This window comes from Gryllotalpicola ginsengisoli DSM 22003 (genome assembly GCF_000419445.1).
Lineage (GTDB): Bacteria > Actinomycetota > Actinomycetes > Actinomycetales > Microbacteriaceae > Gryllotalpicola > Gryllotalpicola ginsengisoli.
Genome location: NZ_AULK01000005.1, coordinates 62,289 through 89,120 on the forward strand (window position 1 = coordinate 62,289; position 26,832 = coordinate 89,120).

Annotated in this window: 28 protein-coding genes and 1 tRNA gene; 9 read left to right on the forward strand and 20 right to left on the reverse strand. The window is 71.7% G+C overall.

All coding sequences use genetic code 11. The features are described from left to right. The first annotated feature begins 39 nt into the window (after positions 1 to 39). Positions 40 to 618, forward strand: a complete 579-nt coding sequence (locus tag H563_RS0110270) for a nucleotidyltransferase family protein (RefSeq protein WP_022882520.1) — start codon at positions 40 to 42, stop codon at positions 616 to 618. A gap of 31 nt (positions 619 to 649) precedes the next feature. On the opposite strand, the gene H563_RS0110275 is transcribed toward H563_RS0110270, so the two are convergent. From H563_RS0110275 to H563_RS0110290, 4 genes are read right to left on the reverse strand one after another with little or no spacing between them, the layout of a single operon-like run. Further along, the gene (locus tag H563_RS0110275) at positions 650 to 1,915 is read right to left on the reverse strand and encodes an allantoate amidohydrolase (protein ID WP_022882521.1); all 1,266 of its coding nucleotides are present in this window, start codon (positions 1,913 to 1,915) and stop codon (positions 650 to 652) included. Further along, a complete protein-coding gene (locus H563_RS17935) occupies positions 1,912 to 3,135 on the reverse strand; it encodes a pyridoxal-phosphate-dependent aminotransferase family protein (RefSeq protein WP_022882522.1) in 1,224 nt (407 codons plus the stop codon). The genes H563_RS0110275 and H563_RS17935 overlap by 4 nt, the downstream gene beginning before the upstream one ends. Positions 3,136 to 3,150: 15 nt before the next feature. Next, complete coding sequence (locus H563_RS17940) at positions 3,151 to 4,338, reverse strand: amidase family protein (RefSeq protein WP_022882523.1); 1,188 nt, start codon at positions 4,336 to 4,338, stop codon at positions 3,151 to 3,153. Beyond that, a complete protein-coding gene (locus H563_RS0110290) occupies positions 4,335 to 5,396 on the reverse strand; it encodes an acetamidase/formamidase family protein (RefSeq protein ID WP_022882524.1) in 1,062 nt (353 codons plus the stop codon). Before H563_RS0110290 ends, H563_RS17940 begins: the two co-directional genes overlap by 4 nt. A gap of 126 nt (positions 5,397 to 5,522) precedes the next feature. Here H563_RS0110290 and H563_RS16175 point away from each other — a divergent pair, with 126 nt between their 5' ends. After that, positions 5,523 to 5,843 (forward strand): hypothetical protein, encoded by a 321-nt coding sequence (locus H563_RS16175; protein ID WP_155865179.1) that lies wholly within the window; start codon positions 5,523 to 5,525, stop codon positions 5,841 to 5,843. A 36-nt stretch (positions 5,844 to 5,879) separates the two neighbouring features. Here H563_RS16175 and H563_RS0110300 read toward each other — a convergent pair whose 3' ends face one another. Genes H563_RS0110300 through H563_RS0110310 form a run of 3 tightly spaced genes read right to left on the reverse strand, consistent with a single transcriptional unit; the run spans position 5,880 to position 8,697 of the window. Beyond that, positions 5,880 to 6,449 (reverse strand): isochorismatase family protein, encoded by a 570-nt coding sequence (locus H563_RS0110300; RefSeq protein WP_022882526.1) that lies wholly within the window; start codon positions 6,447 to 6,449, stop codon positions 5,880 to 5,882. Next, entirely contained in the window at positions 6,446 to 8,266 is a 1,821-nt protein-coding gene (locus H563_RS16180) for an MFS transporter (RefSeq protein ID WP_022882527.1), read from the reverse strand. Before H563_RS16180 ends, H563_RS0110300 begins: the two co-directional genes overlap by 4 nt. Further along, a complete protein-coding gene (locus H563_RS0110310) occupies positions 8,263 to 8,697 on the reverse strand; it encodes a MarR family winged helix-turn-helix transcriptional regulator (protein ID WP_022882528.1) in 435 nt (144 codons plus the stop codon). Before H563_RS0110310 ends, H563_RS16180 begins: the two co-directional genes overlap by 4 nt. Before the next feature lie 81 nt (positions 8,698 to 8,778). Here H563_RS0110310 and H563_RS0110315 point away from each other — a divergent pair, with 81 nt between their 5' ends. Beyond that, complete coding sequence (locus tag H563_RS0110315) at positions 8,779 to 9,933, forward strand: epoxide hydrolase family protein (RefSeq protein ID WP_022882529.1); 1,155 nt, start codon at positions 8,779 to 8,781, stop codon at positions 9,931 to 9,933. Between the two features lie 37 nt (positions 9,934 to 9,970). Here H563_RS0110315 and H563_RS17945 read toward each other — a convergent pair whose 3' ends face one another. Beyond that, positions 9,971 to 10,126 carry a hypothetical protein gene (locus H563_RS17945; protein ID WP_022882530.1) on the reverse strand — a complete coding sequence of 52 codons (156 nt, stop codon included), beginning with the start codon at positions 10,124 to 10,126 and terminating at the stop codon, positions 9,971 to 9,973. A 50-nt stretch (positions 10,127 to 10,176) separates the two neighbouring features. On the opposite strand from H563_RS17945, the gene H563_RS16185 reads away from it, so the two are divergent. Then, positions 10,177 to 10,473 (forward strand): hypothetical protein, encoded by a 297-nt coding sequence (locus H563_RS16185; protein ID WP_022882531.1) that lies wholly within the window; start codon positions 10,177 to 10,179, stop codon positions 10,471 to 10,473. 4 nt (positions 10,474 to 10,477) lie between these two features. Here the strand turns inward: H563_RS16185 and H563_RS0110330 are convergent. The 3 genes from H563_RS0110330 to H563_RS16190 form a co-directional block, all read right to left on the reverse strand. Continuing rightward, positions 10,478 to 10,550, reverse strand: a tRNA-Thr gene (locus H563_RS0110330). Between the two features lie 37 nt (positions 10,551 to 10,587). Further along, a complete protein-coding gene (locus H563_RS0110335; RefSeq protein ID WP_027479327.1) occupies positions 10,588 to 11,562 on the reverse strand; it encodes a beta-ketoacyl-ACP synthase 3 in 975 nt (324 codons plus the stop codon). Between the two features lie 50 nt (positions 11,563 to 11,612). Continuing rightward, positions 11,613 to 12,590, reverse strand: coding sequence for a DsbA family protein (locus H563_RS16190; RefSeq protein ID WP_022882533.1), 978 nt, complete (start codon positions 12,588 to 12,590; stop codon positions 11,613 to 11,615). A gap of 160 nt (positions 12,591 to 12,750) precedes the next feature. On the opposite strand from H563_RS16190, the gene H563_RS0110345 reads away from it, so the two are divergent. Next, complete coding sequence (locus H563_RS0110345; protein WP_022882534.1) at positions 12,751 to 13,842, forward strand: ABC transporter ATP-binding protein; 1,092 nt, start codon at positions 12,751 to 12,753, stop codon at positions 13,840 to 13,842. Positions 13,843 to 13,918: 76 nt separating this feature from the next. Then, complete coding sequence (locus H563_RS0110350) at positions 13,919 to 15,214, forward strand: DUF4032 domain-containing protein (RefSeq protein ID WP_022882535.1); 1,296 nt, start codon at positions 13,919 to 13,921, stop codon at positions 15,212 to 15,214. On the opposite strand, the gene rlmB is transcribed toward H563_RS0110350, so the two are convergent. From rlmB to H563_RS0110370, 4 genes are read right to left on the reverse strand one after another with little or no spacing between them, the layout of a single operon-like run. Further along, on the reverse strand, positions 15,211 to 16,209 hold the full coding sequence (rlmB, locus tag H563_RS0110355) for a 23S rRNA (guanosine(2251)-2'-O)-methyltransferase RlmB (RefSeq protein WP_027479328.1): 999 nt from the start codon (positions 16,207 to 16,209) through the stop codon (positions 15,211 to 15,213). The genes H563_RS0110350 and rlmB overlap by 4 nt on opposite strands. 12 nt (positions 16,210 to 16,221) lie before the next feature. Further along, entirely contained in the window at positions 16,222 to 17,658 is a 1,437-nt protein-coding gene (gene cysS, locus H563_RS0110360) for a cysteine--tRNA ligase (RefSeq protein ID WP_022882537.1), read from the reverse strand. A gap of 47 nt (positions 17,659 to 17,705) precedes the next feature. Continuing rightward, complete coding sequence (gene ispD, locus H563_RS0110365; protein WP_022882538.1) at positions 17,706 to 18,854, reverse strand: 2-C-methyl-D-erythritol 4-phosphate cytidylyltransferase; 1,149 nt, start codon at positions 18,852 to 18,854, stop codon at positions 17,706 to 17,708. Positions 18,855 to 18,877: 23 nt separating this feature from the next. Further along, complete coding sequence (locus H563_RS0110370; protein ID WP_022882539.1) at positions 18,878 to 19,360, reverse strand: CarD family transcriptional regulator; 483 nt, start codon at positions 19,358 to 19,360, stop codon at positions 18,878 to 18,880. Between the two features lie 196 nt (positions 19,361 to 19,556). On the opposite strand from H563_RS0110370, the gene H563_RS0110375 reads away from it, so the two are divergent. Beyond that, the gene (locus H563_RS0110375) at positions 19,557 to 20,093 is read left to right on the forward strand and encodes a hypothetical protein (protein ID WP_022882540.1); all 537 of its coding nucleotides are present in this window, start codon (positions 19,557 to 19,559) and stop codon (positions 20,091 to 20,093) included. Positions 20,094 to 20,151: 58 nt separating this feature from the next. Here the strand turns inward: H563_RS0110375 and H563_RS0110380 are convergent, their stop codons facing one another. Both H563_RS0110380 and H563_RS16195 read right to left on the reverse strand, forming a co-directional pair. Continuing rightward, complete coding sequence (locus H563_RS0110380) at positions 20,152 to 20,835, reverse strand: response regulator transcription factor (RefSeq protein WP_022882541.1); 684 nt, start codon at positions 20,833 to 20,835, stop codon at positions 20,152 to 20,154. Further along, complete coding sequence (locus tag H563_RS16195) at positions 20,832 to 22,001, reverse strand: sensor histidine kinase (RefSeq protein ID WP_022882542.1); 1,170 nt, start codon at positions 21,999 to 22,001, stop codon at positions 20,832 to 20,834. Before H563_RS16195 ends, H563_RS0110380 begins: the two co-directional genes overlap by 4 nt. Before the next feature lie 194 nt (positions 22,002 to 22,195). On the opposite strand from H563_RS16195, the gene phoU reads away from it, so the two are divergent. Then, positions 22,196 to 22,852 (forward strand): phosphate signaling complex protein PhoU, encoded by a 657-nt coding sequence (phoU, locus tag H563_RS0110390; protein ID WP_022882543.1) that lies wholly within the window; start codon positions 22,196 to 22,198, stop codon positions 22,850 to 22,852. 45 nt (positions 22,853 to 22,897) lie between these two features. Here phoU and H563_RS0110395 read toward each other — a convergent pair whose 3' ends face one another. Next, positions 22,898 to 23,647 (reverse strand): phosphoglyceromutase, encoded by a 750-nt coding sequence (locus H563_RS0110395; RefSeq protein WP_022882544.1) that lies wholly within the window; start codon positions 23,645 to 23,647, stop codon positions 22,898 to 22,900. A 35-nt stretch (positions 23,648 to 23,682) separates the two neighbouring features. Between H563_RS0110395 and H563_RS0110400 the strand changes: the two genes are divergently transcribed. Then, positions 23,683 to 24,537 carry a methyltransferase domain-containing protein gene (locus tag H563_RS0110400; protein ID WP_022882545.1) on the forward strand — a complete coding sequence of 285 codons (855 nt, stop codon included), beginning with the start codon at positions 23,683 to 23,685 and terminating at the stop codon, positions 24,535 to 24,537. A gap of 19 nt (positions 24,538 to 24,556) precedes the next feature. Here H563_RS0110400 and H563_RS0110405 read toward each other — a convergent pair whose 3' ends face one another. Both H563_RS0110405 and ygfZ read right to left on the reverse strand, forming a co-directional pair. Beyond that, positions 24,557 to 25,630: an FUSC family protein gene (locus H563_RS0110405; RefSeq protein WP_051142725.1), complete on the reverse strand. Its 1,074-nt coding sequence runs from the start codon at positions 25,628 to 25,630 to the stop codon at positions 24,557 to 24,559. Next, positions 25,627 to 26,832 (reverse strand): CAF17-like 4Fe-4S cluster assembly/insertion protein YgfZ, encoded by a 1,206-nt coding sequence (gene ygfZ / locus H563_RS0110410; protein ID WP_022882546.1) that lies wholly within the window; start codon positions 26,830 to 26,832, stop codon positions 25,627 to 25,629. Before ygfZ ends, H563_RS0110405 begins: the two co-directional genes overlap by 4 nt.

Below are 26,832 nucleotides of genomic sequence, written 5' to 3' on the forward strand. Positions count from 1 at the left end.
TTCCCTAGCCTTCCTCTCGATGCGGCTATAACTCTAACCATGGCCGCTCTCACCCCCGCGGCCGGCCTCGTGCTCGCGGCCGGCGCCGGCACCCGCTACGGAGTGCCGAAGGCGCTCGCCCGCGCCGCCGACGGCACCCCGTGGCTCGCGCTCGCGGTCGAACGGATGCGGGAGGCCGGGCTCGCCCGCGTCACGGTGGTGCTCGGCGCCGCGGCCGAGGAGGCCCGGCCGCTCGTGCCCGCAGCCGCCGGCGTCGACGTCGTCGTCGCCGAGCACTGGGCCGAGGGCATGGGCGCCTCCCTGCGCGCGGGGATGCGCCGCCTCGAGGCATCCGCCCCACCCGGTCTGCTCGCCGCGGCGATCACGCTCGTCGACCTGCCCGAACTGCCCGTCGCCGTGCTGCGCCGCCTGCTCGACGGGGCCGGCGCGACCACGCTGCGCCGGGCGTCGTACTCCGGGCGGCCGGGGCACCCGGTGGTGGTGGGGCGGCAGCACTGGGCCGACTTCGCCGGCAGCCTGCACGGCGACACGGGCGGCCGGGGGTGGCTCGACGCGCACGGCGTGCGGCCGGTCGAGTGCGGCGACCTGTGGTCGGGCCGCGACGTCGACACCCGCTGATCGCGCCCGCGCCGCCTGCGCCGCCGCCCGCTCAGGAGCGCGCCGCGTACCGCTCGGCGACCGCGCGCACCGCGGCGGTGAACGCGTCGAGCGCGAGCGCCACGTCGCCGGTGGAGACCGTCTCGTCCGGGCTGTGGCTGACCCCCTGGTTGCCGCAGCGCACGAACAACATGCCCACCTCCGCGACGCCCGCGACCGCCATCGCGTCGTGCCCGGCCCGCGACCACAGCGTGAGCGGGTCGTCGCCGCAGGCCGCACGGATGCCTTCTTCCACAGCCTGCTGCAACCAGTCCGCGCACTGCACGGCGTCGGCGCGGTAGGTCTCCTGCGCGGACCACTCGAGGTCGCGCAGCGCGGTGATCTGGTCGGCCGCCTCCTGGATGCGGCCCCACGCGTCGTCGCGGTCGGCGTCGAACTCGGCGCGCAGGTCGAGGCTCAGCTCGACCCTGCCGGGGATCACGTTCACGCCGCCGGGGTACGCGTGCATGCGGCCCACCGTCGCGATGACGTCGAGCTCCTGCCCGATCCGCTCGATCTCGACCACCAGCTCGCTGGCGCCGACGAGGGCGTCGCGCCGCAGCTCGTACGGCGTGCCGCCCGCGTGCCCCGCACGGCCGGTCACGGTCAGGGCGAAGCGCCGCGCCCCCGCGATCGACGAGACGACCGCGAGCGGCTGGCCAGCCTGTTCGAGGAACGGCCCCTGCTCGATGTGCGCCTCGAGATAGGCCACGAGGTCTTTCGGCTCGCGGGCCGCGTCGGGGAGGCGGCGCGGGTCGAGTCCGAAGCGCTCGAAGGCGGTGCGCAGGCTGATGCCGGAGGCATCCGTGCAGTCCCACCAGGCGTCGTCCCAGGAGCCGGCGAGCGCGCGCGACCCCGAGAGCGCGGTGCCGAAGCGGGTGCCCTCCTCGTCGCCGAACGCCACGACCTCGAGGGCGAACGGCAGCACACCGGGGGCCGCGCGCGCGGCGACCTCGATGGCCAGCAGCACGCCGAGCGGGCCGTCGTAGCGCCCGGCGTCGGGCACCGTGTCGATGTGGGAGCCGAGCAGCAGCGCCGGCAGCTCGGGGCCGGCGCCCTCGATGCGGCCGCATACGTTGCCGGCCGCATCGGTCCACACCGCGAGGCCCGCCTCGTGCATCCACCCGGCCACCAGCTTGGCGGCGCGACGGTGCTCCTCGGTGAGGTGGGTGCGGGTCAGGGCGCCCGGGGTCTCGCTGATCGCGCCGAGCGCGTCGGCACGGGCCATGATGCGCCGGGCCGCCTGCGCCGTCTCGGCCGACTGTGACGCGCCGTTCATGCCGCCACAGCGTAGCGGGCCTGCGCGGCCGCCACCCCGCCACCGTGAGGCACCGGCACGCCGGCCTGCCGCAGCACCTGCTCGAGCGCGGCGAGCGTGGTCAGCACGGCGTCGCGGCGGGCGTTGTAGCCCATCACGCCGATGCGCCAGATGCGGCCGTGCAGCGGCCCGAAGGAGGTGCCGATCTCGATCGCGTAGTCGGTGAGCAGCCCGCCGCGCACCGCCTCGCCGTCGACGCCTGCGGGGATGAACACGCCGATCACGTTGTTCATGCGGTGCTGTTGGTCGCCGAAGAGCCGTAAGCCCAGCCCCTCGAGCCCGGCGGCCATCGCCGCCCCGTGCAGTTCGTGCCGGGCCACCGCGGCGTCCATGCCCTCCTCGACGAGCAGCCGCGCGCACTCGCGGGCCGCGTACAGCATCGAGGTCGCCTCCGTGTGGTGGTTGAGCCGCTTCGGCCCCCAGTACTCGAGGATCTGCCCGAGGTCGAAGTAGTTGGAGCGGATCGGGTGCGCCGACACCGGCGAGTCGGCCTCACGCAGCCCCGCTTCGATGCTCGTACGCGCCCGGATCACCTCCACGGCGCGCGGCGAGAGCGTGATCGGGCTCGACCCGCTCGGGCCGGCGAGGCACTTCTGCAGGCCTGCGGTGGCGGCGTCGACGCCCCACGCGTCCGCCTCGAACACGTTGCCGCCGAGCGACGCGGTGACGTCGGTGTAGAACAGCACGTCGCGCTCGCGGCAGGCCGCGCCGATGTCGGCGAGCGGCTGGGCGACGGTCGTCGAGGTGTCGCCGTGCACGAGGGCGAGCAGCTTCGGCCGCACCCGGTCGAGCGCCGCGATCACCTCATCGGGCGGGAATACCTCACCCCATTCGCGCTCGATGACATGCACCTCCGCCCCGCACCGCTCGGCGATCTCGCGCAGCAGGTGCCCGAAGCGGCCGAAGACCGGCACGAGCACCCGGTCGCCGGGAGTGATGAGCGACACGAGTGCGGCCTCGATGCCGGCGCGCGAGGTGCCGTCGACGAGCAGGGTGGCGTCGTTCCCCGTGCGGAACACCTCGCGGTACAGCTGCTGCGTCTCGGCCATATACGCGGTCATCGCCGGGTCGTACTGCCCCACGAGCGCCGCCGACATGGCGCGCAGCACGCGGGGGTCGGCGGTGATGGGTCCCGGCCCCATCAGCAGACGGTGGGGCGGGTGGATCGGCTGGGCGGGCATGTTTCACTCCGGGGTTCAGGTCAGGCGGGCGGCGACGGATGCGGCGAGCAGGGCGAGCGCGACGTCGGTGCTGCGCTCGCCCACGAAGCTCACGCCCAGCGGCCCTGCGGGCAGGGAGATCAGCGGGGCGGAGACGGCCGGGCGGCCGGTGAGGCCCGCGAGGCAGGTCAGCCGCAGGGTGGCGGTGCGCACGACCTCGAGCGACGCCGCGGGCGCATCGGCGGCGGGCGCCGGCGAGGAGGCCGACGGCAGCAGCAGCACCCGGCCCGCGGCATCCGTCTCGACGCGTTCGCGCCAGCGGGCGATCTCCTCGCGCGCCTCGGACGCCTCGCCCGCCGTCACCCGCGAGGCGGCGGCGAAGCGCGCGGCGATCTCGGCCCCGAGCGCGTCGGGGTGCGCCTCGATCCACGCGCCGTGGCTGAGCCACGCCTCGCGGCTCTGGGTGATGCGGAACAGCTCGCGCAGCTCGTCGAGGTCGCCGGGCTCGAAGGCCTCGTCGACGGCGAAACCCGCGGCGATCATCGCGTCGACCGTACGGCGGAACGCGCGCTCGACGTGCGGTTCGAGCCCGGCCGTGCCGAGGTCGACGATCGCGAAGCGCACGTCGCCGCCGTGCTGCGGCGCGTCCGCGAGCCCCGCCCGGGCGGCCGCGGCGAGCGTGTCGGCGTCGCGCGTCAGCCAGCCCACCGTGTCGTAGCTCGGTGCGAGCGGCAGCACGCCGTCGACCGGCACGGCGCCGTGCGTGGTGCGCAGCCCCCACAGGCCCTGGTACGAGGCGGGCACCCTGATGGAGCCGCCCGTGTCGGTGCCGAGCCCGATCGTCGCCGGCCCGAGCGCGACGGCCGAGGCGGGTCCGCTCGACGAGCCGCCCGGCAGGCCGCCGGGCACGGCCGGATTCGGCGGGGTGCCGTAGTGCTCGTTGCGCCCGGCCACCGAGTACGCGAACTCGTCGGTCTGGGCGATGCCGACCACGTCGGCGCCGGCGTCGAGCAGGGCGGTGACGGCCGGCGCGGTGGCCGCGGCCGGCGCCTGCTCGGCGAGGAACGCGGGCACTCCCCCGCCCACCCGGTGCCCCGCGACGGCGAAGAGGTCTTTGACGGCGACGGTGTGCCCGCTGAGCGGGCCGCCGCGCACCCCGGCGACCAGCGGGTCGCCGGTCTCTCGCCACACCCTGGGGTCGGGCCCGCGGTCCGGGTGGGTCATGCGAAGTCCGCCTTCCTGATCCGGGCGTGCACGCCGGTCACCCGGTCGACGACCTGGGAGATGTCGAAGTCGGTCGCCGCCGAGAGATACGCGAGCGCGTGCGCCCGGTCCATGCCGTAGCGCGCCTCGAGCAGTGCGATCGCCGCGCGCACCGCCTTCTTCATCGCCTCGCGCAGGTCGACGTCGAGCCCGGTCGGCACGAGGTACTCCTCGGTCTCGACCAGCGGACCGACGACGTGGCCGAAGGCGGCGGCCGCGGCATCCGCTCGCACCAGCTCGAAGCGCAGCGTGAGTCGCAGCGACGCCTCGACGGCGGTCAGCGCCACCTCGCCATCGCCCTGCGCGAAGTGCGGGTCGCCGACATAGGCGAGCGCGCCCGGCACCTGCACCGGCAGGTAGACGGATGCCCCGGCCACCAGCAGCCGGATGTCGAGGTTCCCTCCGAACAGCCCGGGAGGCACCGAGTGCGGGCGTTCCGTGCCGGCCGCAGCCACCCCGACGATGCCCGGGAACGGCGCCGCGGGGAAGCGCACGGACTCCTCCGCGCCCGCCGACCGGGCCATGGTGATGGTGCCGCCGTCGAGCGCGGCGAAGATCGAGACCGTCTCGCGCCCCTCGGGGAACTCGCCGGGCAGCGCCCCGCGCCCGTGCCGGCTGGAGACGATGCCGTACGGCACCCGCGGCAGCGCCTCCAGCACGGTGACCTTGAGCAGGTCGCCGGGGCGGGCGCCGCGCACGGCGATGGGCCCGGTGACCACGTGCGGCCCGTCCGTGTCGGCGTCGCGCGGGTACTCGCTCGCGGCGAGCGCGACCGCGTCGGCGAGCACCGCCTCGGGCGGCACTCCGTGGCGGGCGAAGAAGGCGCGCGGGTCGCGGCCCTGGTCTTCGAGCAGCCCCTCGTGGCTGATCGTGTCGACCGTGACCTCGGCGCCCGGCTCGACCTCGAGCACCGGGTCGTCGGCGCCGCACGGCAGCCGGCCCCAGAGCACGTTGCCGGCCTCGGCGCTCAGGTAGATGCCGGCGCGGATGGGCCCGGCGCCGGGCTGCAAGGCGCGCATCGCACCCCTCCCCTCGGTTCAGGCCAGGTTATCGAGGAGCCGGGGCGCGAGCCATCCGTCGCCGCCGCCCACGCGGCCTGAGCCGACACGGATGCCGCCCGCATCCGCCCGTCGTACCCTGCTGCCATGGCGTGGTGGAGCAGACGACCCCGGCCCGCGCGACCCGCGGGGCCGCCCGTGGGCCTCGGCGTGCTCGTCGCGGTGACGAGCCCCGACGGCGTCTCCGACGCCTGGTACGGCGAGCCGGTCGGCGTCGTGGTGCAGGGCGGCGTGAACGAGATCTACGGCTACCCGGGGGTCGCGACACCGCGGTTCTGGACCGTCGCGTTCGACGACCTCGCCTACATGGTCGACGGCCGCGGCCCGTTCGAGAAGGCGAACGTGCCCGAGTGGCGGCTGCGCGTGCTCGAGCCCGAGGCAGCCGAGGGCCCGCAGCCGGAGCCCTGAGCAGCCCGGAGCCAGGCGCCCCGGCGCTCGGCCGGCTCAGCGCGCGGCGAGCAGCTCCAGCACCTCGGCGGTCGTGCCGAGTTCGCCCAGCTTCGGGAGCTGGTGCGTCACGGACGCCTCGTGGGCCTCGGCGCTCGAATCGGTCATCGCGTCGGTGACGAAGGCCACGTCGTAGCCGAGCTCGTAGGCTGAGCGGGCGGTCGACTCGACGCCCGAGGTCGTGGCGACGCCGGTGAGCACGATCTGGTCGACGCCGGCCGCCTGCAGCTTCTCGTGCAGATCGGTGGAGAGGAACGCGCCCAGCGTGCGCTTGGTGACGGTGATGTCGCTCGGCTGCTGGTTCAACTCGGGCACCAGCTTCGTCGCCTCCGGCGGCAGGGTGCGCGCCCCGACCTGGCCCGACGCCTTGCTGCGCTCGGTGCGCCCCGGCGCGGACCCGTCGACGTTGACGAGCACGACGGGCAGGCCCTTGGCGCGGAACGCCTCGGCGAGCCGGGCGGAGTTCGCGATGATCTGCTCCATCGGGTGCGCGCAGGGGATGCCGACGATCCCGGTCTGCAGGTCGATGACGACGAGGGCGGGCTTGGTGTCGAGCTCGATGCTCATGCGTTCTCCTTTTCGAGGGGTGCGGGGGCGGCGGATGCCGGGCGCGTCTGCTCGCTGTCGACGACGCCGGTGCCGCGCAGCGCGGAGGCCGCGGCGGACAGCAGCGCGATGGCGGCGGACACGGAGAAGACGACGACGAGGCCGTCGTGGAACGGGCCCGAGATGAGGTTCGGGAAGAAGGTGTGACCGGTCAGCACGCGCTGCGCCGCCTGGGGCAGCCCGGCGAGCGCGTGATAGCTCTCGAGCAGGTACTCGATCGGGTTCACCCCGAGCATCGCGGCGAACAGCGAGGACACCGGCGGCAGCTCGCCGATCTGCGCCGCGACCGTGTGCGGCACGCCGTGCGCGGTCAGCCCCTGCGTGAGCGTGTGCGGCAGGGTGCTCGCGAGCCCCGTGATCATCAGCGAGAAGAACACGCCGATCGACAGCGAGGTGCCCGAGTTCTGGAAGGTGGCGCGCATGCCGCTCGCGACGCCGCGGTAGCGGGCCGGCACCGCGCTCATGATCGCCGCCGAGTTCGGCGCGGAGTACATGCCCATGCCGATCCCGTTGAGGGCCAGCAGCGCCGCGAACAGCCAGTACGGGAAGTCGACGGGCAGGAAGATCAATCCCACGAACGACAAGCCGAAGACCACCATCCCCGCGGTGGCGAACAGCCGCGCGCCGAGGCGGTCGGAGAGCGCCCCCGAGATCGGGCCGGCGATGAGGAACCCGCAGGTCAGCGGCAGCATCAGGATGCCGGCCCACAGCGGCGTGGACTCGTACGAGTAGCCGTGCAGCGGCAGCCAGATGCCCTGCAACCAGATCACGAGCATGAACTGCAGCCCGCCCTGCGCGAGGCTGCCGCCGAATCGGGTCGCGTTGCCGAACGCGAAGGCGCGGATCTTGAAGAGCCGCAGTTCGAACATCGGATCGTCCACCCGCAGCTCCACCCACACGAACGCGGCGAGCAGCAGCACTCCGCCGACCAGCCCGGCATCGACCCAGGGGTTGGTCCACCCCATGGTCTGCCCGCCGTACGGCTGCAGCCCGAAGGTGATCGCGACGAGCACGGCCGACAACCCGACGGCGAAGGTCAGGTTGCCCCACCAGTCCATGCGCGACGGATGCCGCACGCCGTTGTCGCGCAGCATGAAGTACGCCCACAGGGTGCCGACGATGCCCACCGGCACGTTCACCCAGAACACGCTGCGCCAGTCCCAGGCGGCCAGCAGCCCGCCCGCGGTGAGCCCGATGAACATGCCCGCGAGCCCCGCGACCTGGTTGATGCCGAGCGCGAAGCCGCGGCGCTCGCGCGGGAACGCGTCGGTGAGGATCGCCTGCGAGTTGGCGGTCAGCATCGACCCTCCGAAGGCCTGCAGCAGGCGCCATCCGATCAACCAGAGCGCCGCGGGCTCGCCGTGGAACGGGTCGAACGACAGCAGCACGCTCGCGACCGTGAAGACGAGGAAGCCGAGGTTGTAGATGCGCACCCGGCCGAACATGTCGCCGAACTTGCCGACCGCGACGACGAGCACCGACTGCACGAGCCGGTAGCCCATGATCATCCACAGCAGGTAGACGATGTTGGCCGGCGCCAGCGGGTCGAGCTTGATGCCGGTGAAGATCGCGGGCAGCGAGATGAGCACGATCGAGCCGTCCAGGCTCGACATGAACACCGCCATGGTCGTGTTCGTGAGCGCGACCCACCGGTACCTGTCGCGCCCGCCGGTCGACTCACGGCGCAGCCGACTCTGCCCGCTGGTCGACTCACGGCGCAGCCGACTCTGCCCGCTGGTCGACTCACGGCGCAGCCGTGAATGGAGACCCCCGCTCACAGCGCATCCGCCAGCCGCTGCAGCAGCGGCGCCGCCTGCCCCAGCACCGCGAGCTCGTCCTGTGTGAAGCGCTCGGCGAGCAACGCGACGATGGTCTCGGTGCGAGCGTCCTGACGCTCGCGGAAGACGGCCTCCCCGGCATCCGTCAGCCGCAGCAGCATGCGCCGGCCGTCATCCGGATCCTTCGTGCGATCGATGAGCCCCCGCGCTTCGAGCGCGGCCACGGTGACCCCCATCGCCTGCGGCGAGATCCCCTCGAGCCGCGCGATCGCGCCGGAGGTCGCCTCGCCCGCGCGCTTGATGCGCATCAGCGCCGCCATCTCGGAGGCGCTGAGCCCGCCCTGCGCGCGCGGCTGCCGCAGTGAGAGCACGAGCTGCCGCAGGCTGCCGAACAGCTCGGCGGCGAGGGCATCCGGGTCAGGCGAGGTCATAATGCTCAGCCTAGATTTATCAATCCAGATTTACAAAATGACGGATGCCGCATGTCGGCGCCCACTCGTAGAGTGAGCCGCATGAGCTCGCCGCAGCCTCAGCCCTTCACCCTCACCACCCCGAGCGGCGCGCTCGACGAGCTACGTTCGAGGCTGCGCGCCACCCGCTGGCCCGACGCGCCCGAGGGTGCCGGCTGGTCCATGGGCGCCGACCTCGACGGGTTGCGCGAGCTCGTGGCGTATTGGGCCGACGGCTTCGACTGGCCGGCACGCGAGGCGGAGCTGAATCGGCTGCCGCACTACCGCGTCGAGGTGGCCGGGCTCGGCATCCACGTGGTTCATGCCCGTGCCGTCGCGCGGGAGCCTCGCCCGCTGCCGCTGATCCTCACCCACGGCTGGCCCGACTCGTTCTGGCGGTATACGAAGGTCATCGGGCCGCTCGCCGACCCCGGCGCGCACGGCGGCGACCCGGCCGACGCCTTCGACGTGATCGTGCCCGACCTGCCGGGCTTCGGCTACTCCGATCGGCCGGCGTCGCCGCTGAACTCGATCGAGGTCGCGGCCGTCTGGGCCCGCCTCATGTCTGCGCTCGGATACGAGCGGTTCGGCGCGGCCGGCGGTGACATCGGAAGCCACGTCAGCCGCTATCTGGCGCTCGACCACCCCGACCGGGTGATCGCCGTGCACCGCACCGACGCCGGACTGCCCGCGCCCGGCACCCCCCGCGAGGAGCTCTCGCCAGAGGAACAGGCCTGGCTCGACGACGCCCTGCGTTGGAACGCCGAGGAAGGCGGCTACATCGCGATGCAGCGCACCAAACCGCAGACCGCCGCGGTCGGCCTCACCGACTCCCCGGCCGGCCTCGCCGCGTGGATCGTCGAGAAGCTGCACGCCTGGAGCGACGGCGGCCTTGCGGCGTACTCGTGGGACGACATCCTGACCAACCTCACCATCTACTGGTTCACCGGGACCATCGGCTCATCGCTGCGCATGTACCGCGCCAACGCGGCGATCGAACCGGCGCAGCTCGCCCGCCGGGTCGAGGTGCCCTCGGGCTTTGCGATCTTCGCCGGCGACGTGGTGCCGCCGCCCCGTGCGTGGGCCGAGCGCTCGACGAATCTCGTCCGCTTCACCGAGCCGTCGCGCGGTGGGCACTTCGCACCCATCGAGCAGCCCGAACTGTACGTGCACGAACTTCGCGAGTTCTTCCGCCCCTTCCGGGAGAGTTTGCGCTGAGGCATCCGTCGCCCGCCCCGCGCATCCCGCCGGCGGATCAGCTGCGCATGTTGCGCCTGATGAAGCCCCAGATGGCGGTGATCACGAACAGCAGCAGCCCGATGATGGCGAGCCACAGCAGGCCCTTGATAGCGAAGCCCAACACGGCGAGCACGAGCCAGATGACCAGAAGCAGGATGATGAGCCCAATCATGCGAGGAGCAGTACCCGGAACGACTCCGGCGCTATCGGTAGCCTGAAGGGGTGATCATCCGCGGCACCATCCGATCGACCGAGACCTGGACCGGAACCGCAGAGGCGCTCGACCCGAGCGATGCGCGGGCGGAACTCGAGCAGCGCGTCCCCGAGGGCTTCCAGCTGGCGCGCGTGACCACGCTGCACGCGAAGATCGGCGAGCCGTACAAGCTCGAGGCCGAGGCCCGCAGCACGCTCACTCGAGAGCTCGAGGCCGAGGGCGCGGACTACGCCGCAGCCCGCGCCGCCTTCGACGCGCAGATCCCCGAGGGCTGGATCCCCCTCATGGTCAGCACGAGCGAGTAGAGAGAGCCGACTGCGGGTCTCGATCCCGCCACCTTCGTATTACAAGTACGATGCTCTACCCGATGAGCTAAGTCGGCCTGACGGAAAACCGCCGCTGCAATCCTACGTGAGCGCCTACGGCCGCCGGTCCGGCGTCAGCACGACCTGGCTGGCGTAGGCGAAGCCCCCACCGAAGCCGAACAGCAGGGTCGGCGCATTCGCCGGGATGCGCCCCTCGTGCCACCACTTCGACAGGCCGAGCGGGATCGAGGCCGCCGACGTGTTGCCCGAGACCTGCACGTCGGTGACGACCGTGCGGTCGGTGAGGCCGAGCTGCTCCGCGAGCGGCTCGATGATGCGCAGGTTGGCCTGGTGCGGCACGAACACCTGGATGTCGTCCATGGTGAGCCCGGCGGTCCGCACCGCCTCATGGTTGATGGCCGCCGCCTTCGACATCGCCCACCGCAGGATCATCCGGCCGTCCTGCGTGAACTTGTTGTCCGTCGCCTCTTCCACGATCACCGCGCGCGACATGGTCGGCTCGGAGCCCCACACGATCGGCCCGACGCCGGGCTCCTCGGTCGCCTCCAGCACGAAGGCTCCGGCGCCGTCGGCGGTCAGCACGCACGTCGTGCGATCGCTCCAGTCGGTGATCGACGACAGCTTCTCGGCGCCGATCACCACGGCGCGCGTGACCTGGGCCGAGCGGATGGACGCGTCGGCGAGCGCGATGCCGTGTTCGAAGCCCGAGCAGGCCGTGTTCACATCGATGATCACCGGCGAGGTCATGCCGAGTTCGGCGGCGACCCGGCCTGCCACATTCGGGCTGTGATCCATCACGGAGGTCGAGGCGACGATGACCAGCTCCACCTCGCCGGGGGTGAGCCCGGCGTCGGCGATCGCGGCCCGCGCCGCCGCGGCGGCCATGTCTGCGACGGTCTCGTCGTCCCGGGCGATGTGGCGTTCCACGATGCCCGTGCGGGTGCGGATCCACTCGTCGCTGGTGTCGACCATCGTCGCCAGTTCGGCGTTGGTGAGCACGCGCTCGGGCTGGTAGTGACCCAGTCCGACGATGCGCGAGCCCGCGACCGTGCGGGGGGCGTTGAGCATGTCTGCCATCTTTTCAGTGATCGGATGCCTCGTGCGGCATGTTGCCCCTGCTATGAGCTCGGCGTCGGAGTGGACGAGACGATGATCGAGGTGGGCGTCGGCGACGACGAGGGCGTCGGGGTGCCGCCGCCGGCGGAGGAGGTCGGCTGCGGCGTCGACACCTGCTCGCCCTGGGCCTGCACGATGAAGGTGCGGAAGTCCGACGCATCCGTCAGCGAGCCCTTGTACTCCTGCCCGTCGACGAAGACCAGCGGCAGCGTCTTGACCTTCTTCACGTCGGCGTTCGGCAGGGGTCCGGTGGTCGCGCGCCTCAGCGCGTCCTGCGCCCAGTCGGCGTAGGTGCGCTGTTCGATGCACCGGCGGATGTCGCGCAGCGGCGTCGCCTTGGCCTGCCCCGCGTACCCGGCGAGCCTCGCGTCGGAGAGCCCGGCGCCGCCCGTCTTCGGCTGGTGCGCGAAGAGCAGTCGGTTGAACTCGTAGAACCGGTCCGGCGCATAGTTCGCCACGCATGCCGCGGCGTTGGCCGCGCGCAGAGAGTACTGCGTGGTCGAGGCGGAGCTGTTCGCGTAGTACGGCAACGGATGCACCTCGAGGGTCGCCGCTCCCGAGGAGACGAGCTTGCCGATCTGCTCGTCGTTCGTGCGCTCGAACTCGCCGCAGTACGCGCAGCCGTAGTCGACGTAGGCGACGATGTTGACCACCTGGCCGGTCGTGTCGATCGGATGCGGCGTGGGCTTCGCGCCCGCCGGCAGCGCGGCGCTGCGCTCGGCCTTCAGCCCCTGCCCGATCAGCACCCCGTCGCTGACCATGTTCGCCGGCCCGGCGTGGGGCGGGCGGATCGAGGTGACGATCACGACGGCGACGATCGCGACGACCGCGGCGATGCCGATGGCGAGGCCGGTGCGCAGCAGAACGCGGCTGCGACGCTCCCGCTTCTTCTGGGTCACCCGCAGCCGGCGTGCCTTGTCGCGCGCAGCGGCACGGACGCCGTTCGTCGGGCGGTCTTCGCTCGGCGAGCCGTTGCTCATAGTCCTCTTCTCGTCGGTTCGACTGCTCGATCTTAATGGGGCCATGCATGGCGTAGCATGAGAGCGGCCGCCGTCGTCCACACCGGTCGGGGACGGCTCACAACATCCATTCACTACGGATCGTCCGGCACGTACCTGCCGGTGAAGGAGACATAACGCCATGGCTACCGTCACGTATGACAATGCGAGCCGCATCTACCCCGGCTCGAACATCGCCGCCGTCGACTCGCTCAACCTCGACGTCGCAGACGGCGAGTTCCTCGTCCTGGTCGGCCCCTCGGGTTCCGGCAAGTCGACCGCCCTGCGCATGCTGGCCGGCCTCGAAGAGGTCAACAGCGGCAACATCTTCATCGGCGAGCGCAACGTCACCGACGTGCCGCCGAAGGATCGTGACATCGCCATGGTCTTCCAGAACTACGCGCTGTACCCGCACATGACGGTGGCCGAGAACATGGGCTTCGCCCTGCGCATCGCCGGCGTGCCGAAGGAGGAGCGCAACCAGCGCGTCCGCGAGGCCGCCAAGATGCTCGACCTCGAGCCGTACCTCGACCGCAAGCCGAAGGCCCTCTCGGGCGGTCAGCGTCAGCGCGTCGCGATGGGCCGGGCGATCGTCCGCAGCCCGCAGGTCTTCCTCATGGACGAGCCGCTGTCGAACCTCGACGCGAAGCTGCGCGTGCAGACCCGCACCCAGATCGCCTCGCTGACCCGCCGCCTCGGCGTCACCACGGTCTACGTCACCCACGACCAGACCGAGGCGCTGACCATGGGCGACCGCATCGCGGTGCTCAAGGACGGCGTCCTGCAGCAGGTGGGCACCCCGCGCGAGCTGTACGCCGACCCGAAGAACGTGTTCGTCGCCGGCTTCATCGGCTCGCCCGCGATGAACCTGTTCACCGCCGACGTCACCGAAGGCGGCGTCAAGTTCGGCACCGCCGTCATCCCTGTCGAGCGCGACACCCTCGGCTCGGCCACGCAGGTCACCATCGGCGTGCGCCCGGAGGACGTCGTCGTCTCGCTCACCGAGAGCACCGGCCTGAAGGTGGAGGTCGACCTCGTCGAGGAGCTCGGCGCCGACGGCTACCTCTACGGCCACTCCGAGGTCGACGGCAAGCGCACCGACATCGTCGCGCGCGTCGACGGCCGCATCCACCCCAACGCCGGCGACACCGTGTACATCACGCCGAAGACGGGGCACGTGCACGTCTTCAGCGTCGAGACCGGCGAGCGCCTCGGCGGCGCCGTCGTCGACTGAGGCGAAGGCGAGTAGCAGACGGATGCCTCGGGCACACGCCCGGGGCATCCGTCTCTTCTCTTGAGCTGGAGGAATTGTGGCCGGTTACGTGAACATCACCGCCGCGACGGTCGATCCCGCGCTGCTCGACCTGCCGTGGGACACCCCCCTCGACGAGTGGCCCAACGAATACATCGCGCAACTGCCCAAGGGCATCAGCCGCCACCTCGTGCGCTTCGCCAACCTGTCCGGCTATGTCGTCGCCGTCAAGGAGACCACGGGCGAGATGGCGCGTCAGGAATACGAACTGCTGCGCACCCTCCAGCGCCTGGACATCCCCTGCGTCGAGCCGGTCGCGATCATCTCCAACCGGACGGACGCGCACGGGGAGCCGCTGAAGCCGGTGCTGGTCACCCGCCACCTCAAGTTCTCTCTGCCCTACCGGGCGCTGTTCTCGCAGACCCTGCGGCCGGACACCGCCACCCGCCTCGTCGACGCGCTCGCCGTGCTGCTCGTGCGCCTGCACATCGCGGGCTTCTACTGGGGCGACGTGTCGCTGTCGAACACCCTGTTCCGGCGCGATGCGGGCGCGTTCGCCGCCTATCTCGTCGACGCCGAGACCGGCCAGCTGTATGAAGGCGGGCTGTCGAACGGCCAACGCGAGAACGACCTCGAGATCGCGCGGGTCAACATCGCCGGCGAACTGATGGATCTCGAGGCCGGCGGCCGCGCCGCCGAGGAACTCGACCCGGTCGAGGTCTCAAGCGGCATCATCGAGAAGTACCGCGAGCTCTGGAAGGAGCTCACCGTCTCGGAGACCTTCGACGCGAGCGAACGGTGGCGCATCAACGAGCGCGTGCGGCGGCTCAACGAGCTCGGCTTCGACATCGAGGAGCTCGCCATCCGCACCGATGAGGCGGGCACCACCGTGCGCATCCAGCCGAAGGTGGTCGACGCCGGCCACCATCAGCGCCGCCTGCTGCGCCTCACCGGGCTCGACACCGGCGAGAACCAGGCCAGGCGCCTGCTGAACGACCTGGACTCCTACGCGGCCACGCACAAGCGCGCCGGCGCCGACGAGGAGGCGATCGCCCACGAGTGGCTGATCCGGGTGTTCGAGCCGGTGGTGCGGGCGATCCCGGCCGAGTTGCGCGGCAAGCTCGAGCCGGCAGAGGTGTTCCACCAGCTGCTCGAGCACCGCTGGTACATCTCACAGGAGCAGAAGCGCGACGTCCCGCTCGCCGAGGCGCTCACGAGCTACATCGACAACGTGCTGCGGCACCGCCGCGACGAGGCGACCGTGATCGCCCCGCCGACCGAGACGATCACCCTGCCCGTGCTCGAGGCGGGAGACGCGACGCTGGAAGACGAGCCGGCCCCGAGCGAACGCTAGCCGCGCGCGGCCTGGCTGCGCAGCTTCGAGACCTCGTAGAGGGCGACGGATGCCGCGACCGAGGCGTTGAGCGACTCGATGCTCTCGATCGGGATCGACACGATCGCGTCGCAGGTCTCCGTCACGATGCGCGAGAGCCCCTTGCCCTCACTGCCCACGACGACGACGATCGGGCGGTCGGCCAGCTCGAGGTCGTACAGCTCGGTGTCACCGCCGCCGTCGAGGCCGATGACGAAGACGCCCTGCTTCTTGAACTCCTTCAGCGTCTGCGTGAGGTTCGGCGCCATCGCCACCGGGGTGCGCGCCGCCGCGCCCGCCGAGGTCTTCCACGCGGCCGAGTTCACCCCGGCCGAGCGGCGCTGCGGCACGATCACGCCCTGACCGCCGAACGCGGCCGTCGAGCGGATGATCGCGCCGAGGTTGCGCGGATCCGTGACGCCGTCCAGCGCGACGAACAGCGGGGTCTGGCCCTTGCGCAGCACCTCGTCGAGCAGTTCGACCGGGTGCGCGTACTCGTACGGCGGCACCTTGAGCGCGATGCCCTGGTGCACGGCGTCGCGGCCGGCCATGCGGTCGAGTTCCGGCCGCATCACCTCGAGCACGGGGATGCCGCGGTGCGTCGCGGCGGAAAGCGCCTCTTTGACCCGGTCGTCCATCTCGGTGCGGGCGGCGAGGTACAGCGTGGAGGCGGGGATCTTGGCGCGCAGCGCCTCGACGACCGAGTTGCGGCCCGTCACGAGCTCGCTGTCGTCGCCCTTCGCCCGCCGCACGGACCCGCCGCCGGTGTTCGAGCGGGGATTCTGCACCGGCTTGCGCTTCGACGCCGCGCGCTCGGCGAGCATCTTCTTACGGTAGGCGGGGTGGTACTCACGGTCCTCCGCCTTCGGCGTCGGGCCCTTGCCCTCGAGCGCCTGGCGCCCCTGACCGCCCGATCCCTTGCCGACCGAGCCCTTTTTTACTTTGCGCACGGCTCCGCCGCGCGGCTTGCCAGCCATCATCGCCCTCGCTCAGTCTCCATTGATCGACCACTGTGCACCCGTCGGGGTGTCCTCGATCGTGATTCCGGCCGCGACGAGCTCGTCACGGATGCGGTCGGCGACCGCGAAATCCTTCGCCGCTCGCGCCGCCTGGCGATCGTCGAGCATGCGGGTGATGAGCGCCTCCAGGGCGCCCTGCAACTCGACGTCCTGCGGATGGCGCCACTCGGGCGCGAGCGGATCGATGCCCAGCACGCGCGTCATCGCCCGCACCCGGCCGCGGGCGACCGCGACACCGTGCAAGTCCTCGGCGTCCAGCGCCGTGTTGCCCTCCCGCACGGTGTCGTGCAGCACAGCGAGGGCCTGCGGCACCGACAGGTCGTCGTCCATCGCCTCGGCGAACTCCTCGGGGATGACGAGTTCCTCCGCGGAGCGGAACCGGGTGCCCTCGAGCCGCCGGCCGCTGCGCACGAGGAAGCCCTCGATGCGCTCCACGGCAGCCTCGGCCTCAGCCAGCGAGCGATCCGTGTAGTCGATCGTGGACCGGTAGTGGGCCTGCCCGAGCGCGTACCGCAGGACGAGGGGTGAGACGGATGCCAGCAGCTCGCCGACGAACACCGAGTTGCCCAGCGACTTCGACATCTTCTGCCCGTTGATGTTCACGGCGCCGTTGTGCACCCAATACCGCGCGAAGCCGTCGCCGGCCGCGGTCGACTGTGCCAGCTCGTTCTCGTGGTGCGGGAAGCGCAGGTCGACCCCGCCGCCGTGGATGTCGAACTCGGGCCCCAGGTAGCGCGAGGACATCGCCGAGCACTCGATGTGCCACCCGGGCCGGCCGGGGCCCCACGGGCTGTCCCACGTCGCCGACTCGGGTTCTCCCTCCTTGCGTCCCTTCCACAGCGCGAAGTCGCGGGGGTCGCGTTTCCCCCGCGGATCGGCATCGGCCGCATCCTGCATGTCGTCGATCGACTGCCGGCTGAGCGCTCCGTAGGGGGCGTAGCTGCGCACGTCGAAGTACACGTCGCCCGAGCCATCCGCTGCCGGGTACGCGTGGCCGGCGGAGATGAGCCGCTCGATGAGGGCGTGCATCTGGGGGATGCTCGCCGTCGCCCGCGGCTCGTAGCTCGGCGGCAGGATGCCGAGGGCGCGGTAGGCCGCCGCGAACTCCAGTTCCACGCGGTACGCGAGCGCCCACCACTGCTCGCGGCTGCCCGCCTGCTGCGCCTCGGCCGCGTTCGCGAGCACCTTGTCGTCGATGTCGGTGACATTGCGCACCATCGTCACGGTCAGCCCCCGGTGGTCGAACCAGCGCCGCATGATGTCGTAGACGAGGGCCGAGCGCACATGACCGATGTGCGGCGACGACTGCACCGTCGGGCCGCACACGTAGAGACCGACCGCCCCGTCGACGAGGGGAACGAAGTCGCGCAAGGCCTGGGCCTTGGTGTCGTAGAGGCGAATGGTCACTTCAGAGAGTTTACGGTGGCCCCGCTGCACGTCGGCCGGGTCGGGATTCAGCGGGTGAGGAGGGCCGTGGCGATCGCAGCGAGGCCTTCGCCGCGGCCGGTGAAGCCGAGGCCGTCGGTGGTGGTGGCCGTCACCGCCACGGGCGCTCCGAGCAGTTCCGAGAGGACCGCGTCGGCCTCCGCCTTGCGCGGCGCGAAGCGCGGGCGGTTGCCGATCAACTGGACCGAGACGTTCTCGATGCGCCAGCCGGCTTCCGTGAGCAGTCTCCGGGTCTCGGAGAGGAACACGTCGCCGTGGGCGCCGGCGAAGCGGAGGTCGCTCGTGCCGAAGACGCCGCCGATGTCGCCGAGCCCGGCCGCCGACAGCAGCGCGTCGACGATCGCGTGCGCCACCGGGTCCCCGTCGCTGTGCCCGGAGAGTCCGCGCTCCCCCGGCCACTCCAGACACGCCACCCAGAGCGGTGCCGCGGGGTCGTCGCTGAACGCGTGCGTGTCGGTGCCGACGCCGATGCGGGTCACGGATGCCTCCCTGAGCAGCTCCTCCGCGCGGTGCAGGTCCCACGCCGTGGTGATCTTGAACGCCAGCGGGTCGCCGGGCACGACGTGGGCGGGGTGCCCCGCGTCGGCGATCAGCTGCGCGTCGTCGGTGACGCTGCGGCCCGCGGCGGCGTATGCGGCGATCAGCTGGTCGGCGGGGAACCCCTGCGGCGTCTGCACGGCGGCCAGGGTGTCCCGGTCGACCGTGTCGAGGATCGCGCCCGAGGCATCCGTGCGCTTGATCGTGTCGGCGACCGGCATACCCGGCACGGCGCCGGCCCCCGTCCGCTCGACGGCGTCGACGACGCGGTCGAACAACTCGGCGGGCGCGAGCGCCCGGGCCGCGTCGTGCACGAGCACGATCTCCGCGTCGCCGATCAGGGCGAGCCCGGCGGCGACGGATGCCTGACGCGTCGCGCCTCCCGGAACCACGTCGCCCGAACCGATCACGCGCTCGAGCACGGTGCGCGCCTCGGCCAGCAGATGACCGGGCGCGACGACCACGACGTGGGGAGTGCGGGCCATTCCCGCGACGGAATGCAAGGCGTGCTCGAGGATGGTGCGGCCGGCCAGCGGAACGAACGCCTTCGGCAGGTCAGCGCCGAGACGGGTGCCGCTTCCGGCGGCGACCACGATCACGGCGACGCGGCGGGCTGTCATGGACGCCGTGGCCGGTGCCGGAACTAGGAGGCCAGGACCTCGTCGAGCACGCTCGACGCCTGCTCCTCGTCGGTCTTCTCGGCCAGGGCCAGCTCGGAGACGAGGATCTGGCGCGCCTTGGCGAGCATGCGCTTCTCGCCGGCCGACAGGCCGCGGTCCTGGTCGCGGCGCCACAGGTCGCGCACGACCTCGGACACCTTGATGACGTCACCGGAGGCGAGCTTCTCGAGGTTCGCCTTGTAACGGCGGCTCCAGTTCGTCGGCTCCTCGGTGAACGGGGCGCGCAGCACCTCGAACACGCGGTCGAGGCCCTCCTTGCCGATCACGTCTCGCACGCCGACGAGGTCGACATTCTCCGCCGGCACCTCGATGGTCAGATCCCCCTGAGTGACATTGAGCTTGAGGTAGACCTTCTCTTCACCCTTGATGATTCGTTTCTTGACCTCGGTGATCGTTGCTGCACCGTGGTGGGGGTAAACGACGGTTTCGCCAACCTCGAAAAGCATAGATGTCAGTCCCTTCAGCAACGCCCAGTCTATCACGGCGAGGCAATCTCGACTCCGGCCGGGCGGGCCCCGAAGCGGCCTCCCGGGCCCCGCCGGCGCCCGGATCCCGCTCGGGGCATACGCTAAACTCGAACCGCATCCGGACCCTGCCGGCCGACACCCCGGCCGCCCGGCTGCACAGGTACGGAGGTCATTGGTGAAGGCGCGTGTCGCGGCATCGGTCATTCTGGCCACGGGCATCATGTTGGGCACCGCAGGCTGCAACCTGATCGCTCCGCAGGAGACCACCAAGATCACCGAGTCGACCTCCTTCGGTGTCGAGGGCCAGGTCGGCAAGGTCGACATCCGCAACGCGTACCTCGTGGCCGAAGGCGAATCGGTCAACCTCGTCGCCACCCTGGTCAACTCCAGCAGCAAAGCGCAGACCGTCACGGTGCAGCCCGATGCGCGGGCCGCCGATGACCAGACCGTCACGATCCCCGCCGGCACGACCGCCGTGCTCGGCAACGCGACCCGGGTGCAGTGGAACGACCTCGACGCCGCCCCCGGCTCGCTCTTTCCCGTCTACTTCAGCTACGGCACCGAGACCGGGGCGAACCTGAAGCTGCCGGTGCTGACCTCCGACTTCCAGATCAACGAGACGGTGACGCCGACCCCCGTGCAGACGGCGACCCCGACGCCGTCCGAGACCTCGACGCCGACGCCGACCGCGACCGAGACGGCCGGCGGCTGACACTCGACATGATGAAGGGGCGGATGCGCGCAGCATCCGCCCCTTCTCGTCTCCGCCGCTACTCGCTCTCGAAGCGGTAGCCGAGCCCGCGCACGGTGACGAGCATGCGCGGCTCGGAGGGGTTCGGCTCGATCCGGCTGCGGATGCGCTTGATGTGCACGTCCAGCGTCTTGGTGTCACCGAAGTAGTCGCTGCCCCAGACCCGGTCGATCAGCTGGCCGCGGGTGAGCACGCGGCCGGCGTTGCGCAGCAGGAGTTCGAGCAGCTCGAACTCCTTCAGCGGCATGGGGGTGTCGACCCCCTTCACCGTCACGGTGTGGCGGTCGACGTCCATGCGCACGTCGCCGACCTCGAGCACGCCGTCGTCGATGACGTCCGGCTCGACCCGTCGCCGCAGCACGGCACGGATGCGCGCGAGCAGCTCCCTGCTCGAATACGGCTTGGTGACGTAGTCGTCGGCGCCGAGCTCGAGCCCCACCACGATGTCGACCTCGGAGTCCTTGGCCGTGAGCATGATGATCGGCACGTTGGAGCGGCCGCGGATCTCGCGGCACACCTCCGTGCCGGGCATGCCGGGCAGCATCAGGTCGAGCAGAATGAGGTCGGCGCCGTCGCGGTCGAACGCGGCCAGGGCGTCGGGACCGGTCTCGGCGACGTCCACCTCATAGCCCTCGCGGCGCAGGAGGAAGGCGAGCGGGGCGGAAAGCGACGGCTCGTCTTCGACGAGCAGCAGGCGGGTCACTGGTTCTCTTCTCCTCGGAGTCGGGCCAACGCGGTGGCCGGACGGTCGGCTTCGGGCAACCGGATGGTGAAGGTCGAGCCCATGCCGGGCTGCGACCACACGCGCACATCGCCGCCGTGATTCTGCACGGCATGCTTGACGATGGAAAGTCCGAGGCCCGTGCCGCCGGTGGCGCGGCTGCGGGCCTGATCGACGCGGAAGAACCGCTCGAAGATGCGGGCCTGGTCGGCCTCGGGGATGCCCTCACCCTGGTCGGTCACGGCGATCTCGACCACGCCGTCGTCCACGCGGGAGCCGATGCCGACGCGCGAGCCGTCGGGCGAATAGCGGATCGCGTTGGAGATGAGGTTGTCCACGGCGGTGACGAGCAGCCGCTCGTCCCCGTACACGACGGCACCGCTGGGTTCGCCGGTCACGAGGGAGATGGCGTGCGCGTCGGCGCCCACGCGGTTCTGGTCGACCGCCGCCGCGATGACGTGGTCGATCTCGACGGGCTCCGCGTTGGCGACGGCATCGACGGCCTGCAGCCGCGACAATTCGATGATGTCCTGGGTGAGGCGCGCGATGCGAGCGGATTCGGCCGTCAGCCGGTCGGCGAACATGCGCACCTGCTCGGGGTCGTCGGCGGCGGTCTGCAGCGCCTCGGACAGCAGGCCGATCGCGCCGATGGGCGTCTTCAGTTCATGGCTGATGTTCGCGACGAAGTCCCGGCGCACCGCTTCGAGCCGGTAGGACTCGGTGCGGTCGTCGATGAGCATCAGCACGAAGCGGCTGCCGAGGACGGTTGCGCGGACGTGCACGCGGACCGTCGCGTCCTTGAACCTGCCGCGCTGCAGTTCGAACTCTCGGTCGAGCGGCTCACCGGTGCGCCGCACCTGCTCGGCGACCTCGACGAGTTCGGAGAAGGCGAGGTGCCCGCCCGAGACCAGCGCCAGGGCGAAGGCCTTCGCCGACGCCTTCACCACGTTCAGCGACGGGTCCACGACGATTCCGGCCGACTCCATCGCGTCGAGCACCTGGTCGACCCCGTCGGGCACCTGCCGGCTGGAAACCTGCACGGCGCGGTGGCTGCGGCGGGCGGCAAGAGTCAGCACCTCCACGAATCCGCCGCCGATGACGAGGCCGATCGCCAGTGCCAGAAGCACCAGCCAGGCCGAGTAGTGCATGACCCCAGCGTATATAGGCGGTGACGCGCCCCTCGGCCGTCGGCCTTGCGGGAGCCGCCCATCCAACGGGTACTTTAAGAACTGTTCAGGTGCCGGGCACCGCCCGTTCACTGCCCGCCGTGAGGATACCGAGGTCTGGGGCGACCCGGGCCGACCCCGCGTGCGTATACCGAATCTCAAGGAAGCACGACTTTATGCGCGAAGTTTTCCAGCAGGAGCTGGCTGAGGTGCAGGACCGCCTCGTCGAGATCTCCGAGCTCGTCCTCGACTCGATCCGCGATGCCTCCACCGCCTTCAACACCTCGGACGTGGCACTCGCCGACAAGGTGATCGCCGCCGACCCGACGATCGACGAGCTCGCGGTCGAGCTCGACGAGCTGTCGATCGAGATCCTGTACCGGCAGACCCCGGTCGCGCGCGACCTGCGCATCGTGGTCAGCGCGCTGCGCATGAGCGCGTCGCTCGAGCGCATGGGCGACCTCGCCCGGCACATCGCGCAGCTGGCCCGCCGCCGCTACCCCAACCACGTCGCCCCCGACGCGCTGCGCGACACGTTCGTGCAGATGGCGGCCGAAGACGTGCACATGGCCGAGCTGCTGACCCAGTTGCTGCGCACCCAGGACGTCGCGCTGGGCGATCAGCTCATCGCGCAGGACGCCTCGGTCGACGCGCTGCACCGCAGCGTGTTCGACAATGTGCTCGGCGCCGGCTGGTCGGGCGAAGCCGAGCAGACCGTGGACGTCACGCTCGCCTCGCGCTTCTTCGAGCGCTTCGCCGACCACGCGGCGTCGATCGCCAAGAAGGTGCAGTACCTGGCGACCGGCGACTGGGTCCCCGAAGACACCCGTTAGAGACCGACGACGAAGGGTCCCTCGGAGACCGCGCCGCGCGAGCGGCTACTTCTTGCCCTGCGCGGCGACCGCTGCGGCGCCCGCGGCCGCCGCCTCGGGGTCGAGGTACTCGCCGGGGCCGACCGGCATGAAGTCCTCGCCGATGCGGTACACCAGCGGGATGCCGGTGGGGATGTTCAGGGCGGCGATCTCGTCGTCGCCGATGCGGTCGAGGTGCTTCACGAGGGCGCGCAGCGAGTTGCCGTGGGCGGTGACGAGGACCGTCTTGCCCTCGGCGAGGGAGACGGTGATGTCGCTGAACCAGTAGGGCAGCATCCGATCGATGACGTTCTTCAGCGCCTCCGTGCGCGGCAGCTCGCCGTCGATGTCGGCGTAACGCGGGTCGCCGGCCTGCGACCACTCGGCGTCGTCCGGCAACTCGGGCGGAGGAACGTCGAAGCTGCGGCGCCAGATCATGAACTGTTCCTCGCCGAACTCTGCGAGGGTCTGCGCCTTGTCCTTGCCCTGCAGGGCGCCGTAGTGGCGCTCATTCAGGCGCCAGCTGCGCTTGACGGGGATCCAGAGCCGGTCGGCGGTGTCGAGGGCGTAGTCCGCGGTCTGGATGGCGCGCGACAGCACGCTCGTGTAGAGGATGTCGGGCTCGAGGCCCGCCGCCTTGATCAGCTCGCCCGCGTGCTTGGCCTCTTCGATGCCCTGGGGGCTCAGCCGCACGTCGACCCACCCGGTGAAGAGATTCTTCGCGTTCCATTCGCTGTTGCCATGGCGCAGGAGGATCAGGGTGTACGGCTCGCTCATGCCTCCAAGCCTATCGAGCGCGGTTAACTGTCGTCATGGGTCGTCCGTCCTCTCCCGCCAAGCCGGTCGGGCCCTCGAAGCCGGTCGGGGCGATCACGCGGGGAACGACGGGCACGAACCGGCTGCGCCGCGTCGACCGCTGGATCGCGCACCGGCCCGAGTTCACGCGGGCGGCGGCGCCCCTGGTGGTCGACCTGGGCTACGGCGGCAGCGGGGTCACCACGCTCGAGTTGTGGTCGCGGCTTTCCCGGGTGAGATCGGATGTCTCGGTGCTCGGTCTCGAGATCGATCCGGCTCGGGTGGCGGTGGCGCGGGAGCAGCTCGCCGCGGTGCGCTCCGGTGCGACGGCGTTCGCGCCCGCGGCGGCCGTGTCATTCGAGCGGGGCGGGTTCGAGGTGCCGCTGCCGGCCGGGCGGCGGGGGGCGACCGTCATCCGCGCGTTCAACGTGCTGCGGCAGTACGCCGAAGGCGACGTCGCAGGCGCCTGGGCGCGGATGACGGAGCGGCTCGAACCCGGCGGCCTGCTCGTCGAAGGCACCTGCGACGAGCTGGGCCGGGTGTGCTCCTGGGTCGACCTGACTCCGGCCGGCCCGCAGCGGTTCACCGTATCCCTGCGCCTGGCGCAGCTCGAGACGCCGGCGATCGTCGCTGAGCGGCTGCCCAAGGCGCTCATCCACCGCAACGTTCCGGGCGAGCGGGTGCACGAGTGGCTGGCGGCGCTCGAGGGGGCCTGGCGCAAGGCATCCGTGCTCGCGCCCTACGGCGTGCAACAGCGCTGGATCGGCGCGGTGTCGGCGCTGCGCGACGAGGGCTGGCCGATCATCGGCGGCCGCGCGCGGTGGCGGCTCGGCGAGGTGACCGTGCCGTGGTCGGCCGTCGCCCCGAGCTGAGCGCCCGCAGCGCAGGCAGTCAGAGCGCCGGCAGCTGGGCGCGCGCATCGGCCACGGGCATGCCCGTCGCGCACAGCAGGTCGACCAGCAGCGGATGCAGCGCGAGCACGAGCCCCTTCTCGCGGGCGGAGCCGCGGGGGATCAGCACGTCGGGCACGAGCCGGCGCACCACCGCGATGAATGCGTGACGTGCCGCGGGAAGCTGTGCCACGTCGTCGAGCGAGGCGCGCAGCAGGCCCACGCCGAGTTCGAGCTGGGCGAGCGCGTCGGCGACCTCGGGGCGCGCGACGCCGTCGTGCACGAGATACTCCGCGCGCCGGGTGACGACGCGCAGGTTGCGCCAGGCGAGGTCCATCGCCTGGTGCATCACGCGCTGCGACTCGAGCTCGGGCAGGTAGCGCCGCAGGAACGGGGAGAGCCGCGCGACAGAGAGCGCCGAGTCGAGGCTCGCGGCCCACGCATCCGTATGCGGCTGCGAGGTGCGCGCGAGCTCGAGGGCGCGGGCGGCGAGCGGCGAATCGCCGCGGCGTACGGCGGCGACGAGCGTCTGCAGCGCCTGGTCGAACTGGTCGAGCGAGCGGCGGGCGTCGCGGCTCGCCTCGCGGCGGGGGTCCCGCGGCAGCAGGGCCGTCGCGAGCAGCGCGACCGCGCCGCCGATGAGGCCGTCGACGGTGCGCGTGAACGGGCCGCCGACGGGGCTCGGCACCAGCAGCACGAGCATCGACTGCACGAGCACGGTCGCCGGGAACCCGGCCTCGGAGGAGAAGAACCGGGCGGTCGCGAGAGACGCCACCGTGATCAGCGCCAGTTGCCAGAAACCGACCCCGAACAGCGTCAGCTCGAGTTCGGCGAGCAGGATGCCGACCGTCATGCCGACGGCGGTGCGCAGCACGCGCACCGGGCGCGCGTCTCGGGTGAAGCCGAGCGCGGCGACCGCCACCGTGATCGACAGCAGCGGGGTGCGATGGCCGAGACCCCAGTGCGCGACGGCGAACGCCGCCATCGCCGCGACGGAGACTTGGCCGATCGCGGGAAGCGAGGCGGTCAGGCGACGCGACGACGCGCCCAACCACTCGCGGGCGCGGGCTCTCACGCGGACCGGCGAGGGCGGTGCACGGCGCCGAGGCGCGGCATGCGCGGCACGTCGGCGGCGGCGCCGGCGGTGGGCGGGACGATGACCTGCTGGGCCGCGGCGACCTCGGCATCGTCTGCGCGCACGCGCAGCCCGGCGGCCGGATCGACCGTGCGCTTGATCACGGCGAGCGCGATCGGGCCGTACTCGTGGTGCACGGCACTCGACGTCACCTCGCCCACGACCGCGCCGTCGGTGGTCACGACCTCGGCGCCGCTGCCCGGCAGCACGGCGTCGGACCCGTCCAGGTCCAACTGCACGAGCCGGCGCGGCGGATGCCCGAGGTTGTGCACCTTCGCCACCGTCTCCTGACCGCGGTAGCAGCCCTTCTCGAGGTGCACCGCGCTGCGCAGCCAGTCGAGCTCGTGCGGGATCGAGCGCTCGTCCACCTCGGTGGCGAACCGCGGGCGCCAGGCGGCGATGCGCAGCGCCTCGGCCGCCGCGACGCCGGCGACGCCCAGGCGATCGGATGCCGCGAGGGCCGCGAGCTCGTCGAGCTCGGCCCGCTCGACCACCGTCTCGAACCAGCGCCACTCCTCCCCCGGGTGCGGACCCTCGTGGTACTGGTGGCCGCCTGAGGCGACGTGGGACCACGGGTCCTGCCAGGTGATGCGGTCTCCATTCGCCGGCTCCACCGGCGAGTCGGCCGGCGCGGTGCGCTGCACGCCCGGGCCGACCGGCGCGGCGTCGCCTCCGCCGGCCGACTCGCGCGCGGCGCGAATGGAGGCCAAGGGGGCGGTGGAGCCGATCACCGCGTAGCGGTCGGTGACGTCCTCCGGCTCGACGCGCAGCATGAAGCGCATGCCGTTCAGGAAGTCGAGCAGCCCCGCGGCCTGAGGCGCGTCCACGAGCAGCCACAGCCGCTCCCCGTCATCGACGAGGCGCACCGCGTGCTCGATGCGGCCGGTCGGGTCGAGCACGAGCGTCTCGGACGACGCTCCCGGCGCGAGGCCGAGCAGTTGCTGGCTGGTGATCGAGTTGAGCCAGCTCAGCCGGTCGGGGCCAGAGACCGTGAGCACGGCACGCGCCAGCAGCGCCACCGCCCGGCCCTCGTCGAGCCGGCGCTGCTCGCCGAGCGGGTTGCCGTAGTGCCACGGCACCCCCGCGTCGGGGCCGTCGGGCACGGCGACCGCACCGGGAAGGGAGAGGAACGGCTCAGGCAT